At 68.9% G+C, this 15203-nt stretch carries 17 protein-coding genes; 8 read left to right on the forward strand and 9 right to left on the reverse strand.

Going from position 1 to position 15203, the window contains the following annotated elements:
* Nucleotides 1-44: 44 nt before the first annotated feature.
* The gene (gene purS, locus KTN05_RS02055) at nt 45-284 is read right to left on the reverse strand and encodes a phosphoribosylformylglycinamidine synthase subunit PurS (RefSeq protein ID WP_217327712.1); all 240 of its coding nucleotides are present in this window, start codon (nt 282-284) and stop codon (nt 45-47) included.
* 10 nt (nt 285-294) lie between these two features.
* Entirely contained in the window at nt 295-1053 is a 759-nt protein-coding gene (gene purC, locus KTN05_RS02060; protein ID WP_217327713.1) for a phosphoribosylaminoimidazolesuccinocarboxamide synthase, read from the reverse strand.
* A gap of 167 nt (nt 1054-1220) precedes the next feature.
* Between purC and KTN05_RS02065 the strand changes: the two genes are divergently transcribed.
* Entirely contained in the window at nt 1221-1535 is a 315-nt protein-coding gene (locus KTN05_RS02065; protein WP_217327714.1) for a DUF1476 domain-containing protein, read from the forward strand.
* 20 nt (nt 1536-1555) lie between these two features.
* Here the strand turns inward: KTN05_RS02065 and KTN05_RS02070 are convergent, their stop codons facing one another.
* From KTN05_RS02070 to KTN05_RS02080, 3 genes are read right to left on the reverse strand one after another with little or no spacing between them, the layout of a single operon-like run.
* Nucleotides 1556-2887, reverse strand: coding sequence for an MATE family efflux transporter (locus KTN05_RS02070; protein WP_371823251.1), 1332 nt, complete (start codon nt 2885-2887; stop codon nt 1556-1558).
* Nucleotides 2880-3383 carry a PaaI family thioesterase gene (locus KTN05_RS02075; protein WP_217327715.1) on the reverse strand — a complete coding sequence of 168 codons (504 nt, stop codon included), beginning with the start codon at nt 3381-3383 and terminating at the stop codon, nt 2880-2882. The genes KTN05_RS02070 and KTN05_RS02075 overlap by 8 nt, the downstream gene beginning before the upstream one ends.
* A 1-nt stretch (nt 3384) precedes the next feature.
* The gene (locus tag KTN05_RS02080) at nt 3385-3837 is read right to left on the reverse strand and encodes a PaaI family thioesterase (RefSeq protein WP_254367914.1); all 453 of its coding nucleotides are present in this window, start codon (nt 3835-3837) and stop codon (nt 3385-3387) included.
* Nucleotides 3838-3935: 98 nt separating this feature from the next.
* On the opposite strand from KTN05_RS02080, the gene KTN05_RS02085 reads away from it, so the two are divergent.
* The 6 genes from KTN05_RS02085 to KTN05_RS02110 all read left to right on the forward strand — a co-directional run bounded on the left by KTN05_RS02085 (nt 3936) and on the right by KTN05_RS02110 (nt 11105).
* The gene (locus tag KTN05_RS02085; protein WP_217327716.1) at nt 3936-4340 is read left to right on the forward strand and encodes a MerR family DNA-binding transcriptional regulator; all 405 of its coding nucleotides are present in this window, start codon (nt 3936-3938) and stop codon (nt 4338-4340) included.
* Nucleotides 4341-4472: 132 nt separating this feature from the next.
* Complete coding sequence (locus tag KTN05_RS02090) at nt 4473-6248, forward strand: acyl-CoA dehydrogenase C-terminal domain-containing protein (protein ID WP_217327717.1); 1776 nt, start codon at nt 4473-4475, stop codon at nt 6246-6248.
* Between the two features lie 326 nt (nt 6249-6574).
* Nucleotides 6575-7201: a glutathione S-transferase family protein gene (locus KTN05_RS02095; RefSeq protein WP_217327718.1), complete on the forward strand. Its 627-nt coding sequence runs from the start codon at nt 6575-6577 to the stop codon at nt 7199-7201.
* A gap of 10 nt (nt 7202-7211) precedes the next feature.
* Nucleotides 7212-8423 (forward strand): acetyl-CoA C-acetyltransferase, encoded by a 1212-nt coding sequence (locus tag KTN05_RS02100; RefSeq protein ID WP_217327719.1) that lies wholly within the window; start codon nt 7212-7214, stop codon nt 8421-8423.
* Nucleotides 8423-8914, forward strand: coding sequence for a cupin domain-containing protein (locus KTN05_RS02105; protein WP_217327720.1), 492 nt, complete (start codon nt 8423-8425; stop codon nt 8912-8914). The genes KTN05_RS02100 and KTN05_RS02105 overlap by 1 nt, the downstream gene beginning before the upstream one ends.
* Nucleotide 8915: 1 nt before the next feature.
* Complete coding sequence (locus KTN05_RS02110) at nt 8916-11105, forward strand: 3-hydroxyacyl-CoA dehydrogenase NAD-binding domain-containing protein (RefSeq protein ID WP_217327721.1); 2190 nt, start codon at nt 8916-8918, stop codon at nt 11103-11105.
* A gap of 150 nt (nt 11106-11255) precedes the next feature.
* On the opposite strand, the gene KTN05_RS02115 is transcribed toward KTN05_RS02110, so the two are convergent.
* Both KTN05_RS02115 and nth read right to left on the reverse strand, forming a co-directional pair.
* The gene (locus KTN05_RS02115; protein WP_217327722.1) at nt 11256-12245 is read right to left on the reverse strand and encodes an adenosine kinase; all 990 of its coding nucleotides are present in this window, start codon (nt 12243-12245) and stop codon (nt 11256-11258) included.
* Nucleotides 12246-12315: 70 nt separating this feature from the next.
* The gene (gene nth / locus KTN05_RS02120) at nt 12316-12966 is read right to left on the reverse strand and encodes an endonuclease III (RefSeq protein WP_371823259.1); all 651 of its coding nucleotides are present in this window, start codon (nt 12964-12966) and stop codon (nt 12316-12318) included.
* Nucleotides 12967-13244: 278 nt separating this feature from the next.
* Between nth and KTN05_RS02125 the strand changes: the two genes are divergently transcribed.
* Nucleotides 13245-13898 (forward strand): OmpA family protein, encoded by a 654-nt coding sequence (locus KTN05_RS02125; protein ID WP_217327724.1) that lies wholly within the window; start codon nt 13245-13247, stop codon nt 13896-13898.
* A gap of 100 nt (nt 13899-13998) precedes the next feature.
* On the opposite strand, the gene KTN05_RS02130 is transcribed toward KTN05_RS02125, so the two are convergent.
* Entirely contained in the window at nt 13999-14556 is a 558-nt protein-coding gene (locus KTN05_RS02130; protein ID WP_217327725.1) for a F0F1 ATP synthase subunit B, read from the reverse strand.
* Nucleotides 14553-15044 (reverse strand): F0F1 ATP synthase subunit B', encoded by a 492-nt coding sequence (locus tag KTN05_RS02135; RefSeq protein ID WP_254367936.1) that lies wholly within the window; start codon nt 15042-15044, stop codon nt 14553-14555. Before KTN05_RS02135 ends, KTN05_RS02130 begins: the two co-directional genes overlap by 4 nt.
* Nucleotides 15045-15203: the final 159 nt, after the last annotated feature.

The following is a 15203-nucleotide window of genomic DNA, read 5'->3' on the forward strand; positions in this document are numbered from 1 at the left end:
TGGGGCCACGGCTGGGCGGGCCCGAAGATCAGACCCGCCGCCGGTCACACCAGCTCGACCCGCCAGCTTTCGATGACGGTGTTCGCCAGCAGCTTCTCGCACATGCGGCCGACCTCGGCGCGGGCGGCTTCCTCGTCGGTCGCCTCCAGCTCCAGGTCGATCACCTTGCCCTGACGCACCTCGGCGACGCCGGAAAAGCCGAGGCCGGTCAGCGCGTGGCGGATCGCCTCGCCCTGCGGGTCGAGAACGCCGGTCTTGGGCATGATGGTGACGCGGGCTTTCATCGGCGGTCCCTCAGTTGATGAGCGTGGGCTTGGGTCCGGGCGCGGCGGGCATGACGCCGAGCCGGCGCGCGACCTCGGTATAGGCGTCGGTCAGGCTGCCCAGATCGCGGCGGAACACGTCCTTGTCGAGCTTCTGGTCGGTTTTCACATCCCACAGGCGGCAGCTGTCGGGGCTGATTTCATCCGCGACGATCAGGCGCATGAAGTCACCGTCCCAGATGCGGCCGATCTCGATCTTGAAGTCGATCAGCTTGATGCCGACGCCGTAGAACACGCCCGAGAGGAAGTCGTTGACGCGCAGCGCGAGCGATACGATGTCGTCCAGATCCTGCTGCTGGGCCCAGCCGAAGGCGATGATGTATTCCTCGGACACCATCGGATCGCCCAGCTCGTCGTTCTTGTAGCTGTATTCGACGATCGGGCGCGGCAGCGGCATGCCTTCTTCCAGCCCGAGCCGCTTGGCGATGGAGCCGGCGGCGAAGTTGCGGACGATCACTTCCAGCGGGATGATCTCGACCTGCCGGATCAGCTGCTCGCGCATGTTGATGCGGCGGATGAAATGGTTGGGCACGCCGATATTGGTGAGTCCCTGCATGAAGAACTCGCTGAGGCGGTTGTTCAGGACGCCCTTGCCCTCGATCACGGCCTTCTTCTGCGCGTTGAAGGCGGTGGCGTCATCCTTGAAATACTGGATGAGGGTGCCCGGCTCGGTCCCCTCGTAAAGGATCTTGGCCTTGCCTTCGTAGATTTTCTTGCGGCGTGGTGCCATGGCGCTGGCCCTCCTTTACATGCGCGCTATAGGCCAGAATGCCACGCCGGGGCAATGGCCGCGCGGCGGCACGGAAAGGCCGCCGGGCCTGCGCGGGGTTGCGGGCAGCCGCCTGTCTGGTCATATCTGGCCCGACCCCCGACGCCCGCCCTGAACAGGAGGCCATGATGACCACCTTCGACGACCGCGAACGCTCTTACGAGGCGAAGTTCGCCCATGACGCCGACCTGCGCTTCAAGGCCGAGGCGCGGCGCAACCGCCTGCTGGGCGAATGGGCGGCCGGGCTGCTGGGCAAGACCGGCGACGACGCCCGCGCCTATGCGCTGACGGTCGTGACCTCGGACTTCGAGGAGCCGGGCGAGGATGACGTGTTCCGCAAGATCGCCGCCGATCTGGACGGCAAGGCGGACGAGACGACGATCCGCACGAAGATGGCCGAACTGCGCGCCGTCGCCCGCCAGCAGGTCGCGGACGAGGGCTGAGCTTTCGCGCGGCCGGGCCCTCAGGCGCTGGCCGCGGCTTCGGCGCGGAGATAGAGCCGCGCCATTCCCACGGCGCGGACCCCGTTCAGGATCATCAGCGCGGCCCAGAGCCCGTGATTGCCGAAGCCCGGCACGAGGATCGCGAGCGCCGCGACATAGATCCCCACCGACAGGATCATCACGTTCCGCATCTCGCGCGTCAGCGTCGCGCCGATGAAGATGCCGTCCAGCATCCAGCTTGCGACGCCGACGACCGGCATCAGCGCCATCCACGGCAGGTAGATGCGGGCGACCTGCCGCACCTCGGGCGAGGTCGTCAGCAGGTCGATGATCGCGCCCCCGCCCAGCGCGAAGGCCAAGGCCAGCAGCAGCGCAAAGCCCGCGGCCCATCTCGTCGTCAGCCCCGACGCCCGGCGGACCGAGGCGGGCCGGCGCGCGCCGACCGCCTGCCCGACCAGCGCCTCGGCGGCGAAGGCCAGCCCGTCCAGCGCGTTGCCGGTGAATTGCAGGAATTGCAGCAGCACCTGATTGGCGGCCAGCGGCACATCCCCCTGCCCCGCGCCGAGGAACAGGAACGCCGTCATCGACCCCTGGATCAGCACCGAACGGATCATGATATCGCCGTTGACGCGGACCAGCCGGCTCACCCGGTCCTTCGCCCACAGCCCGCCCGCCGCCAACCCGTCCCGGATCGCTTCGCGCGCGAGCCACAGCGCCAGCGCGAACCCCGACCATTCGGCCGCCAGCGTGGCCCATGCGACGCCGGGAACCCCGAGGCCCAGTCCCAGCACGAACCACAGATCCAGCCCGATATTGACGAGGTTGATGAGCATCTGCACGGCGAGGATCGCCCGCGTCCGCTCGACCGCGATCAGCCAGCCGGTCAGCGCATACATGCCGATGGTGGCGGGCGCCCCCCAGATGCGGATCGACAGATACTGCCGCGCCATCGCCTCGACCTCGGCCGAGGCCGGGGCAAGCCGGAAGGCCAGCGCGAAAAGCGGCGCCTGAAGCAGGATGAGTGCCACCCCGGCGCCCAGCCCGATCACCAGCGCCCGCAGCAGATGCGCCCCCGACTCGGCATGGTCGCGCGCGCCATGCGCCTGCGCCACCAGCCCCGACGTGCCCATCCGCAGGAACCCGAAGATCCAGTAGAGCGAGGTCAGGATCACCGCCCCGATCCCCACCGCGCCGATCGGGGCGGCTTCGCCCAACTGGCCGACGACGCCGGTATCGACCATCCCGAGGATCGGGATGGTGACGTTCGCCAGCACGATCGGCAGCGCGATCGCCAGCACGCGGCGATGCGTCAGGCTGCCCTCGTCCAGCAGGACCGTCCGGCTTTCAGCCACCCTGCGGCATCAGGAAATGGCCGTTCGCCATCGCGAAGGGACGGGCGCGGTTGTCCTGCCACGCCTCGACCTGCACGCTGGAATAGCGCCGCCCCAGCCGCACCACCCGCGCGCGGGCATAGCTGTCGCGCGGGAGGCCCGAACGCAGGTAATCGACCGAGAAATCGATCGTCTTCGCAAGCCGCGGCCCCGGCGAGGGCACCGAGGCGTCGGGCGTCATCCGGCCCGATTCCACCTCGTCCCAGATCGAGGCCCAGGTGAGCTCCACCGTTGCCGCGATCTCCAGAAACGCCGCCGTCACCCCGCCGTGGATGGCGGGCAGCACCGGGTTGCCGATCAGCTTGTCGGAAAACGGCAGCACGGCGGTCAGCTCGTCCCCGCGCCGGTCGAAGCAGATGCCCAGCCAGGCGACATAGGGCACCCCGGCGACGATCGCCGCCACCGCGGCATCGCGGCGCGACTTGATCCGCTCCAGCGGCTCGTTGCGGCCCGACATCTCAGCGCTCCACCGTAAAGGACCCGGTCGCCGTCGCGACGGGCCGCTCATCGTCATCGTCCAGCGCCACGGCCCGCACGAAGGCGACCGAGCGGGTCATGTGGAAACACTCCGCCCGCGCCCGCAGCTTCGAACCCGGCGTCGCCGCCCGCATGTAGTCGATCCGCAGCGAGATGGTGGCGGTGCCGTTCGGCCTGTCCGGATGCGCCATCACCGCCGCGCCGCCGCTGGTATCCATCAGCGCCGACACGACGCCGCCATGGATGACCCCGCTGCGCGGATCGCCCACCAGTTCGGCCCGCCAGTCCATCTCGATCTCGGCCCGCGAGTCGCCGAAGCCGACCAGCCGCCCGCCGAGCGCCCGCAGATGCGGCAGCGTCTCGAAGAACTGCTTCGCGGCCCGTGCCCTGTCGTCGTCCTGCTGCATCGCCCGTCCCCGGATGTCACCCGCCATCGCTTAGCCCCGGACCCGCCGCCCGCGCAAGCCGCGCCCGTGCGGGTTGAACACGCCCGTCCAGCGGGTTAAGGTCCCGCAACCGGGGCGGAGCGGTCATGCCGGAGCAGAGTTACGTCAGCTTCAAGGAGATGTGCGCGCGTTTCGACGTCACGCCGCGCACCCTGCGCTATTACGAATATATCGAACTGCTGAGCCCGCGCCGCGAAGGCCGCTCGCGCTTCTACGGCCCGCGCGAGATTGCCCGCATGAAGCTGATCATGCGCGGCCGCCGCTTCGGCTTCAGCCTCGAAGACATCCGCCAGTGGCTGCTGATCTACGAGCAGAAGGGCTCGCACGAGCAGTATGCGGTGCTGGTGGAACACGCCACGCGGCAGCTCGCGATGCTGGAAAAGCAGCGGCAGGATCTCGACGCGGCGATCGTCGATCTGCGCAACCTGCGCGACGAGGCTGCCGCCACCACCAGCGAAATGGGCAGCAAGGACGGCCGCGCGCGCGGCTGATCGCAGCCGTTCAGCGGGTCCGTGACGCGGGGGCACTCGGCCGGATCGGGGCGCCGGTGACGCGACGTTCAGGATCGCCGTTGAAAATCAGCCGCCTATACTCCCTCGTCACCGACCAGTGAGGAGATGGCCATGACCCGCTATACCGCCCCGATCCAGGACATGCAGTTCCTGCTGCACGACGTGCTGAAGCTGCCGCAATCGGGCCTGCCGGGACATGACGAACTGGACCGCGATTTCACCGCCGCCATTCTCGACGCTGCCGGGCAACTCGCCTCGGACGTGCTGGAGCCGCTGAACCGCGTCGGCGACGAACAGGGCTGCGTGCTTGAAAACGGCGTGGTGCGGACACCGGACGGCTTCAAGGCCGCGTTCGATGCCGTGCGCGAAGGGGGCTGGACCGGCCTCGACTGCGACCCCGAATATGGCGGCCAGGGGATGCCCTATGTCCTCGGGCTGGCGACGGGCGAGATGTTCGTGTCGGCCAACCTCGCCTTCAACATGTATCAGGGCCTGACCCACGGCGCCTATTCCGCGATCCACGCCCACGGCACCGACGCGCAGAAACGCACCTATCTGCCGAAGATGGTGTCCTGCGAATGGACCGGCACGATGAACCTGACCGAGCCGCATTGCGGCACCGATCTCGGCCTGCTGCGCACGAAAGCCGAGCCGCAGGACGATGGCAGCTATCTCATCACCGGGCAGAAGATCTTCATCTCGGCCGGCGACCACGACTTGGCCGACAACGTGATCCATCTGGTGCTGGCGAAGGCGCCGGGCGGCGGAGAGGGGACGAAGGGCATCAGCCTGTTCATCGTGCCGAAGTTCCTCGTGAACGAGGACGGGTCCTTGGGCGAACGGCAGCCGGTCTCGGTCGGCAAGCTGGAAGAAAAGATGGGCATCCACGGCAACGCCACCTGCGTCATGAACTATGACGGCGCGAAAGGCTGGCTGCTGGGCGACCTGCACAAGGGCATGCGCGCCATGTTCACGATGATGAACGAGGCGCGGCTGGGCGTCGGCCTGCAAGGCTATGCCGCGGCGGAGGCGGCCTACCAGAACGCCGTGGACTACGCCCGCGACCGGCTTCAGGGCCGCGCGGTGACGGGGGCCGAGAACCCCTCCGGCCCCGCCGACCCGATCATCGTCCATCCCGACGTGCGGCGGATGCTGATGGACCAGCGCTCGTTTCTGGAAGGGGCGCGGGCGCTCGCCTTCTGGGCCGCGCACATGATCGACAAGGCCGATGCCGGCGATCAGGACGCGCATGGCCTGATCTCGCTGATGACGCCGGTCATCAAGGGCTTCCTCACCGACAAGGGCTTCGACGGGACCGTGCAGGCGCAGCAGGTCTATGGCGGCCACGGCTATATCGAGGAATGGGGCATGTCGCAGTTCGTCCGCGACGCCCGTATCGCCATGATCTACGAAGGCGCGAACGGCATCCAGGCGCTGGACCTCGTCGGCCGCAAGCTGGCGCTGGACGGCGGCAGGCACGTCATGGCGTTCTTCGAGATGGTCAAGGGCTTCATCCGCGAGCATGAGGGCGACGAGGAGCTGAAGGCGGATTTCCTCGACCCGCTGAAGGCCGCGTCCAAGGACCTGCAAGCGGCGTCCATGTTCTTCATGGAGCGCGGCATGAAGACCCCGAACGACGCGCTGGCGGGCAGCTATGACTTCATGCACCTGTTCGGACATGTGGCGCTGGGGCTGATGTGGGGCCGCATTGCGGTCGCGGCGAAGGCTGCTCTCGCGGCCGGCGAGGGCGACGAGGGGTTCCTGCGCGACAAGCTGACCACAGGCCGCTACTACATGGCGCGCCACCTGCCGATGACGGGCACGCATCTGGCCCGCATCCGCTCGGGCGGGGATGTGGTGATGGCGCTCGACGCCGCGCGGTTCTGAGCGATGCACAACCGTCCCGCCGCAAGGCAGCTGCGCCGGGCCTGCGGCACCGCTCCGGCGCCTCCGGCGGGGATATTTGGGCGAAGAAGAAGCAGGGCGGGCGGCCCCGGACCGGCGCGGCCGTTGGCATCAATGGCGGGTCCGGGGCTTTCTCCTCCGGCGGTCATCGGCTTCCCAGCCTGTACCGCCCGCCCTCTTTCGCAGGTAATGGTTGAGAAATCGTTATTGAGGCCCATTCTTCTTCGCAGAAATATCCCGCGGGGGAGAACGGGACGCAGCCCCGTTCGCGGGGGCGCGAAGCCCCCGCTGCGGCAGAGGAGGAAGGCATGACGGCGAAACTCTGGTGCTTCGGCGAATCCGGCAACTCTTACAAGGCCGCGCTGACGATGGAACTGGCGGGCCACGACTGGGAACCGGTGAAGGTGGATTTCTTCGGCGGCGAGGCGCGCGGGCCCGCGTTCCGCGCCCTCAACCCGATGGCCGAGGTGCCGGTCCTGCGCGACGGCGATCTGACGCTGACCCAGTCTGCGGTGATTCAGCTTCACGTCGCCGGGCGCACCGGCCGTTTCGGCGGCGCGGACCGCGACGAGGTGCTGCGCTGGCTGTTCTGGGACAACCACAAGCTGTCGGGCGTCGCGGGCTCCACCCGGTTCCTCGCGAACTTCCTGCCACCCGAGAAGCGCCCGGCCGAGGTGATCGCCTTTCAGCAGGGCCGCCTGAAAGCCGCCTACAAGGTGCTGGACGAGCGCCTCAGCGCCCGCCACTGGATCGCCGACACCGAGCCGACCGTCGCCGATTTCGCCTGCTGCGGCTATCTGTATTACCCCGAGCCCTTCGGTTTCGACCGCGCCGACTGGCCGCATATCGACGCCTGGCTGGACCGCATCGCGGCCCTGCCCGGCTGGAAGCACCCCTATGATCTGATGCCCGGCAGCCCTGCCGACCGGGCGTGAAGGAGGACGCATGACCGACGCCTATATCTTCGACGCCGTTCGCACCCCCCGCGGCAAGGGCCGCACGGACGGCAGCCTGCACGAGGTCACTTCGCTGGCGCTGTCCGCCCGGTTGCTGAATGCGGTCAAGGAACGCAACGGGCTGGAAGGCCACGCGGTCGAGGACCTGATCTGGGGCAACGTCACCCAGGTGATGGAACAGGGCGGCTGCCTTGCCCGCTCGGCGGTGCTGGCCTCCGACCTCGACCAGACGATTCCCGGCGTCTCGATCAACCGCTTCTGCGCCAGCGGGCTGGAAGCGGTGAACATGGCCGCCAACCAGATCAGGGGCGGCGCGGGCGAAGCCTATCTGGCCGGCGGGGTCGAGATGATGGGCCGGGTGGCGATGGGCAGCGACGGCTTCGCCATCGCGGTGGACCCGAGCCTCGCCATGAAGACCTATTTCGTCCCGCAGGGCATTTCCGCCGACATCATCGCCACCGAATACGGCTTCACCCGCGAGGAGGCGGACGCGTTGGCGGTGGAATCACAGCGCCGCGCCGCCCGCGCGTGGGAGGAAGGCCGGTTCGAGAAATCCATCGTGCCGGTCAAGGACCAGAACGGGCTTACGATCCTCGACCGAGACGAATACATGCGCCCGGGCACCACGATGGAGGATCTGGCCAAGCTCAAGCCCGCCTTCAAGGAGATGGGCGAGGTGATGCCCGGCTTCGACAAGGTGGCGATGCTGAAATACCCGCATCTGGACCGGATCGACCACATCCATCATGCCGGGAACTCGTCGGGCATCGTGGACGGCGCCGCCGCAGTGCTGGTCGGCACAAAGGAATGGGGCGAGGCGATGGGCCTGAAACCCCGCGCCCGCATCCGCGCCACGGCCAAGATCGGCACCGACCCGACCATCATGCTGACCGGCCCGGTCCCCGTCACCGAGCGGGTGCTGGACGCCGCCGGCATGTCCATCGGCGACATCGACCTGTTCGAGGTGAACGAGGCCTTCGCCTCGGTCGTGCTGCGCTTCATGCAGGCGTTCCAGGTCGATCCAGGGAAGGTCAACGTCAACGGCGGCGCCATCGCCATGGGCCATCCGCTGGGCGCGACCGGCGCGATCCTGATCGGCACGCTGCTGGACGAACTGGAACGGCAGGACAAGGAAACCGGCCTCGCCACGCTCTGCGTCGCCTCGGGCATGGGCGCGGCCACCATCATCGAGCGGGTGTGATGCCGAAGCTCGACATCGAGGCCGCGCCGCTGGACACCGGATCGGACTATCCCGCCCCCTACAGGGCCGAGGTGGCGGGCCGGTCCTCGCGCCGGCTGGGGGATCTGGCCGGGCTGACGCAGTTCGCAGTGAACCTCGTCACGCTGGAGCCGGGCGCGGCGGCCAGTCTGCGCCACTGGCACCTGAAGGAGGACGAGTTCGCCATCGTCACCGAAGGCGAACTGGTCCTGATCGAGGACGCGGGGGAGACGCCCATGCGCCCCGGCGACTGCGCCGCGTGGAAAGCGGGGGTGGCGAACGGGCACCGCTTGGTCAACCGCTCGGGCGCGGTGGCGCGGTTCCTTGTCGCAGGAACCCATGCGGCCGACGAGATCACGACTTACGCGGACGTGGACATGCAGATTCATAACGCGGGCGGCGCGGGCCGCCTGGCCCATCATGACGGCAGCGACTGGGCCGGGCCCCGCGATTTGCCTCGCAAGGGAGAATGAGATGACCGATTTCACCATGCAAAAGGGCGACGATGGCGTCGCCGTCATCACCTGGGACGTGCCGGGCAAGTCGATGAACGTGCTGTCCATGGAGGCGGCCGCGGCGCTGAACGGCCTGATCGACGACGCGCTGGGGGACGATGCCGTCAAGGGCATCGTCATCACCAGCGGCAAGCCGGATTTCGCCGCCGGGATGGACCTGAACGCGCTGGCGGGCATGAAGGACGCGGGCGGCGCGCAGGGGGTGTTCGACGGGGTGATGGCGCTGCATCGCCTGCTGCGGAAGATCGAGCGGGCGGGAATGGACCCCAAGACGCTCAAGGGCGGCAAGCCGATCGCGGCCGCCCTGCCCGGCACGGCGCTGGGGATCGGGCTGGAACTGCCGCTGGCGACCCACCGCATCTTCGCCGCGAACAACCCCAAGGCCAGGATCGGCCTGCCCGAGATCATGGTCGGCATCTTCCCCGGCGCGGGGGGCACCACGCGGCTGGCGCGCAAGCTGGGCGCGATGGCGGCGGCCCCGACGCTGCTGGAGGGCAAGCTCTACGATCCCGCGAGGGCAAAGGCCAACGGGCTGGTGGACGAGGTGGTGGACGACCCGGTCGCGGCGGCCAAGGAGTGGGTGCTGAAGGCGTCCAACGCCGATCTGGTGAAGCCATGGGACCAGAAGGGCTACAAGATGCCCGGCGGCACGCCCTTCCACCCGGCGGGGTTCATGACCTTCCTCGGCGCGGCGGCGATGGTGCATGGCAAGACGATGGGCGTCTATCCGGCGGCGAAGGCGCTGCTGAGCGCGGTCTATGAAGGGGCGCTGGTGCCCTTCGACACGGCGCTGAAGATCGAGGCGCGGTGGTTCACCAACGTGCTGATGAACCCGTCCTCGGGCAACATGATCCGCAGCCTGTTCATCAACAAGGGCGCGCTGGAAAAGGGCGCGAACCGCCCCGACGTCCCGGACCAGACGGTCCGCAAGGTCGGGATTCTCGGCGCGGGGATGATGGGCGCGGGGATCGCCTATGTCTCGGCGCTTGCGGGAATCGAGGTCGTGCTGATCGACAGCGCCCAGGAGGCGGCGGATCGCGGCAAGGCCCATTCCGAGGGGCTGCTGGACAAGGGCATCGCCCGCAAGAAAGTGACCGAGGAGAAGAAGGCCGAGGTTCTGGCCCGCATCACCGCCACCACCGATTACGGTGCGCTGGAAGGCTGCGACCTGATCGTCGAAGCCGTGTTCGAGGACCCGAAGGTCAAGGCCGAGGTGACCGCCCGCGCCGAGACGGTGATCCCCGAGGATGCGATCTTCGCCACCAACACCTCGACCCTGCCCATCAGCGATCTGGCGAAGGCGAGTCAGCGGCCCGAGCAGTTCATCGGCATCCACTTCTTCTCGCCGGTGGACAAGATGGCGCTGGTGGAAATCATCCGCGGCAAGCAGACGGGCGAGCGGGCGGTGGCCAAGGCGCTCGATTTCGTGCGCCAGATCCGCAAGACCCCCATCGTGGTGAACGACGCCCGGTTCTTCTACGCCAACCGCTGCATCATCCCCTATATCAACGAGGGCGTGCGGATGGTCGCGGAAGGGGTGAACCCGACACTGATCGAGAACGCGGCCAGGATGGTGGGGATGCCTCTCGGTCCGCTGCAACTGATCGACGAGACGTCCATCGACCTGGGCGTCAAGATCGCCAAGGCGACGAAGGCGGCGATGGGAGACGCTTATCCCGACAGCAGCGTGGACGAGGTGATCTTCTCGCTGGCCGATCAGGGTCGGATGGGCCGCAAGGCGAAAGCGGGCTTCTATGCCTATGACGAGGCCGGCAAGCGCGACGGGTTGTGGAGCGGCCTCGGCCAGCGCTTCCCGCGCGCCGACGAGCAGCCGGAGTTGACCGAGGTGCAGCAGCGCCTGATGTTCATTCAGGCGCTGGAGGCGGTGCGCGCGCTGGAACAGGGCGTGCTGACCGACATCCGCGAAGGCGACGTGGGCGCAATCCTTGGCTGGGGCTTCGCCCCGTGGACCGGCGGGCCGTTCGGCTGGCTCGATATCCTCGGCGCGGAGCGGGCGGTCGCGCTGGCAGACCACCTCGCGGAAACCCACGGCGAACGCTTCGCCCCGCCCGCCCTGCTGCGCGAGATGGCCGAGAAGGGCGAATCCTTCTACGGCCGCTTCGGCACCCGCGCGAAGAAAGCCGCGTAAACAGAAAAGGCCGGGCCCTGCGGTCCGGCCTGCCTCCGGCGGGGATATTTTCACGAAGAAGAAGCGAGACTCGCCGGTCTGCGGCTCTTTCTTCTTCGCCCAAATATCCACGGGGGTCTGGGGGCAGTCAGCCCCCAGCCGGCAGCGCCGTCAGGCCAGCCCCTCGGCCCGGAACAGCGCCATCACGTCACGCTCGGGACGGGCGCCGATATGGCTGATGACCTCGGCTGCGGCGATGCAGCCCATGCGGCCCGCCGCCGCCAGCGGCTTGCCGGTCGCGAGCCCATAGATCAGGCCCGCCGCGAACTGGTCCCCCGCCCCGGTCGCGTCCACGGGCGTGATGCGGTGGACCGGCGCCGTCACCCGCTCGCCTTCGCGGATCAGGATCGCGTCCTCGCCCGAGCGGGTGCAGATCACCGTCCCGCAATCGGCCGAGGCAAGAGCCAGCGCCTCTTCCAGATCCTCGACCTGATAGAGCGACTGCCATTCGTGGATATTGCCGATGACGTAGTCCATCGGCCCCGCCACCAGCCGCCGGAAATCGGCGCGGTGGCGGTCCACGCAGAACGGATCGCTCAGCGCGATGCCGGCCTGTCCGCCGGCGGCGTGGCACGCCCCGGCCGCCTTCAGGAACGCGGCCTTGCCGGCGTGCTTGTCGAAAAGATAACCTTCCAGGAACAGCCACGTCCCGGCCGCGAACAGCGTGGGATCGACATCAGCCTCGCCCAGCTCGGCCGAAATCCCCAGATAGGTGTTCATCGACCGCTCGCCGTCGGGCGTCACGTAGATGATGCACCGCGAGGTCGGCAGCGCCCCATCCATCGCCGGAGGGTTCACGAAGTCGGTGCCATCCTGCGCCATGTCCTCCGCATAAGCCCGGCCGAGGTCGTCGTCGGCGACCCGGCCGATGAAGGCCGTGGTCAGCCCCAGCCGCCCCAGACCCGCCAGCGTGTTCGCCACCGATCCACCCGCCACCAGCCGGAACTGCCCGTCCCCGGCGGCCGTCAGCGCCTCGGCGCGGTCGCGCTCGATCAGCTGCATGATGCCTTTCTGAACGCCCAGATCCGCGAGTTCCTCGTCGGAGATGGGGGCGATCACGTCCATGACCGCGTTGCCGATGCCGATGACCCGATGGCCCATGAGAACCCCTTTTCCTGAGACCGGCACTCCATGCCCTGCGGACCGGACGCCCGCAAGTCAGGAGCCCGGATCAGGGGTCCACGGTCTTCGGCTCGTAGGGGCAGAGGTCGCGGATCGGGCAGATCGGGCAGCGGGGCCGCCGCGCCTGGCAGATGTAGCGGCCGTGCAGGATCAGCCAGTGATGGGCGTTCTGCTGGAACTCGGCTGGCACGTTGTCCTCGATCGCGCGCTCGACCTCGGCCTCGTCGCGGCCGGGGGCGAGCTGCGTCCGGTTGCCGACGCGGAAGATATGGGTGTCCACCGCCTGCGCCGGAACGCCCCAGACGCTGTTGAGCACCACGTTCGCCGTCTTGCGCCCCACACCCGGCAGCGACGTCAGCGCCGCGCGCGAGGACGGGACCATGCCGTCGAATTCGTCCAGCAGCTTCTGCGACAGCGCGACGACGTTCCTGGCCTTCTGCCGGAAGAGGCCGATGGTCTTGATATGCTCGGTCACGCCCTCGACCCCCAGCGCCACCATCGCCGCGGGGTCCGGGGCGGCGTCGAACAGCGCCCCGGTTGCCCGGTTCACCCCCGCATCGGTCGCCTGCGCCGAGAGCGCCACGGCCACCAGCAGGGTGAAGGCGTCGCGGTAGTGAAGCTCCGTCTCCGGCTCGGGGTTGCCGGCGCTGAGGCGGGTGAAGGCTTCGACCTGCTGCCGGTAGGGCAAGGGCGGCGGAATCCGGCCGGTCGGCTTGGCGCGAGCAGTCGCGCGCCTGGGTTTCGGCGGCGGGCTGTCGGATGCTGGGGTGGTGCGATTGCGGGCCATGGCTCCCTGATGCAACGGCCGGCGCGGCGGGGCAAGCGGCGGGTAACCGCTGCTTCTCTCTAACGTGATGGCGGCGCGAGAGATTTTCCGCCAATCTGCGCCGCGCGAAGGCAACCAAACCCGCCCCACCCTTGTTGAGGGGCAAGACATCCCGCGGCAGCGGCCGCACGAGACGTGAAAGGAACCGGACCATGAACACACGCATTTCCCTGCTGGCTGCCGGCGTCGGCATCATCGCACTGGGCGCCTGCACCGATCCCAACAACCCGACGGGGCAGATGTCACGCACCCAGCAGGGCGTCATCGCGGGCGCCGCGACCGGTGCGGTCATCGGCGCGGTCACCGCCGGCGGCAACCAGGGCCGTGACGCGGCGCGGGGCGCCATCGTCGGCGGGCTTGCGGGCGGGGCGATCGGGTCGGCCCTCGACGCGCAGCAGCGGGCGCTGGAAGCGCAGATGACGACGCCGGGCGTGCAGGTGGTCAATACCGGGGAGACGCTGAACGTGATCCTGCCGGAAGGCGTCCTGTTCGCCTTCGACAGCGCGGCGGTGTCCGGCCCCGCGCAGGCCGACCTGCGGGCGGTCGCCACCAACCTGCGCCAGTATCCGAACTCGACCGTGCAGATCGTCGGCCACACCGACAGCACCGGCGCCGCGGCCTACAACCAGCAGCTCTCGGAGCGTCGGGCCCAGTCGGTCGCCAACATCATCGTTGCCGGCGGCGTGCCTGCCAACCGGCTCGCCATCGCGGGCCGCGGGGCGACCCAGCCGATCGCGTCCAACGCGACCGAGACGGGCCGCGCGCAGAACCGCCGGGTCGAGATCATCATCATCCCGAACCGCTGATCGGGAGAGCGGCGGGCCAGTGCGGCCCGCCCCGCAACAGGCAAGAGCCCCGGCCGCAAGGACCGGGGTTCTTCATTTCGGCGCATTGCCGGCGCTGAGTTCAGTTCAGCTGGCGGGACAGGTCGTCGATGGCGCGGTCGATGCCGGCGCTGCGGTCGGCTGCGCTGGCCTGACGGCCGAGCACGTCCGAAGCGGCGGCGATGGCGACCTGCACGGCCTGATCGCGGACGGCGCGGACGGCCTCCGCCTCGGCCGAGGCGATCTGATCCTCGGCGGCCTTCAGGCGGCGCTCGATCGACTGCTCCAGATCGGCTTTCGCCTTCTTCGCCTGGGCGGTCGCCTCGCGCTTGGCGTTGGCCACGATCTCGTCGGCCTGGCCCATCACCTCGCGTTGGCGGCGCTCGTAGCTGGCATAGATCTCCTGCGCCTCGTCGCGCAGGCGCCGGGCCTCGGCCAGATCGGCGCGGATGCCCTCGGCCCGGTTGTCCAGCAGCCTGCCGATGCTCGCGGGCACGCGGTAGTAGAGCAGGATGCCGATGAAGGCGAGGAAGCCCAGCAGGACGATGAAGTCGGTGTTGCGGAGCGAGAAGAACCGACCGCTCGCGGCCGCCGCGGGGCTGGCCAGCAGGATCAGCAGGGCGGACAGGCGGGCGGTCATTGCGCGGCTCCCTTCATGCGGTCGTCAACGGCGGATTCCACCGCGGCCATGTCGGGCTGGCTGCCGAAGGTCCGCACCAGCTCGGCGGCGACATCCTGCGCGACGGTGCGCGCGGCCTGCGTGGCGGTGGCGCGAATCTCGTTGATGCGGCGCTCGGACTCCACCGTGCGGGCGGAAATCTCGGCGTCGGCCCTGGCGATGGCGGCGTCCAGATCGGCCTGGATCTCGGCCCGGTTCGCGGCGACGATCTTGTTCGCCTCGCCCCGCGCGTCGGCCAGCGCCTTGTCATAGGCCGCCTCGGCTTCCTTGGCCTTCTGCTTGAAGTCCTCGGCGGCCATCAGGTCAGTGGTCATCAGCCCCTGGCGGTCGGCCAGGATGCGGCGGATGCGCGGCAGCGCGACCCGCGACAGCGTGAGGTAGATGACGGCGAGCGCGATCAGCAGCCAGAAGATCTGGTTGCCGAAGGTCGAGGCGTCGAGCTGCGGCATCCCGACCGCGGCGGCCGCGTCGGCCCCGCCCGCAGCGATGTCCTGCGCGGCGTCGGTGCCGGGGGCGCCGTGGATGATGACCGGCTCGCCCGAGGGCGCGGTAGTGACGGCGGCAACGCCGCTGCCGTCCAGCACCGGGGCGTGGCCCATGCCGGGCTG

Origin of the sequence: Paracoccus sp. Z118 (assembly GCF_019061185.1) — a bacterium.
In the GTDB taxonomy this organism is placed as follows: Bacteria; Pseudomonadota; Alphaproteobacteria; order Rhodobacterales; family Rhodobacteraceae; genus Paracoccus.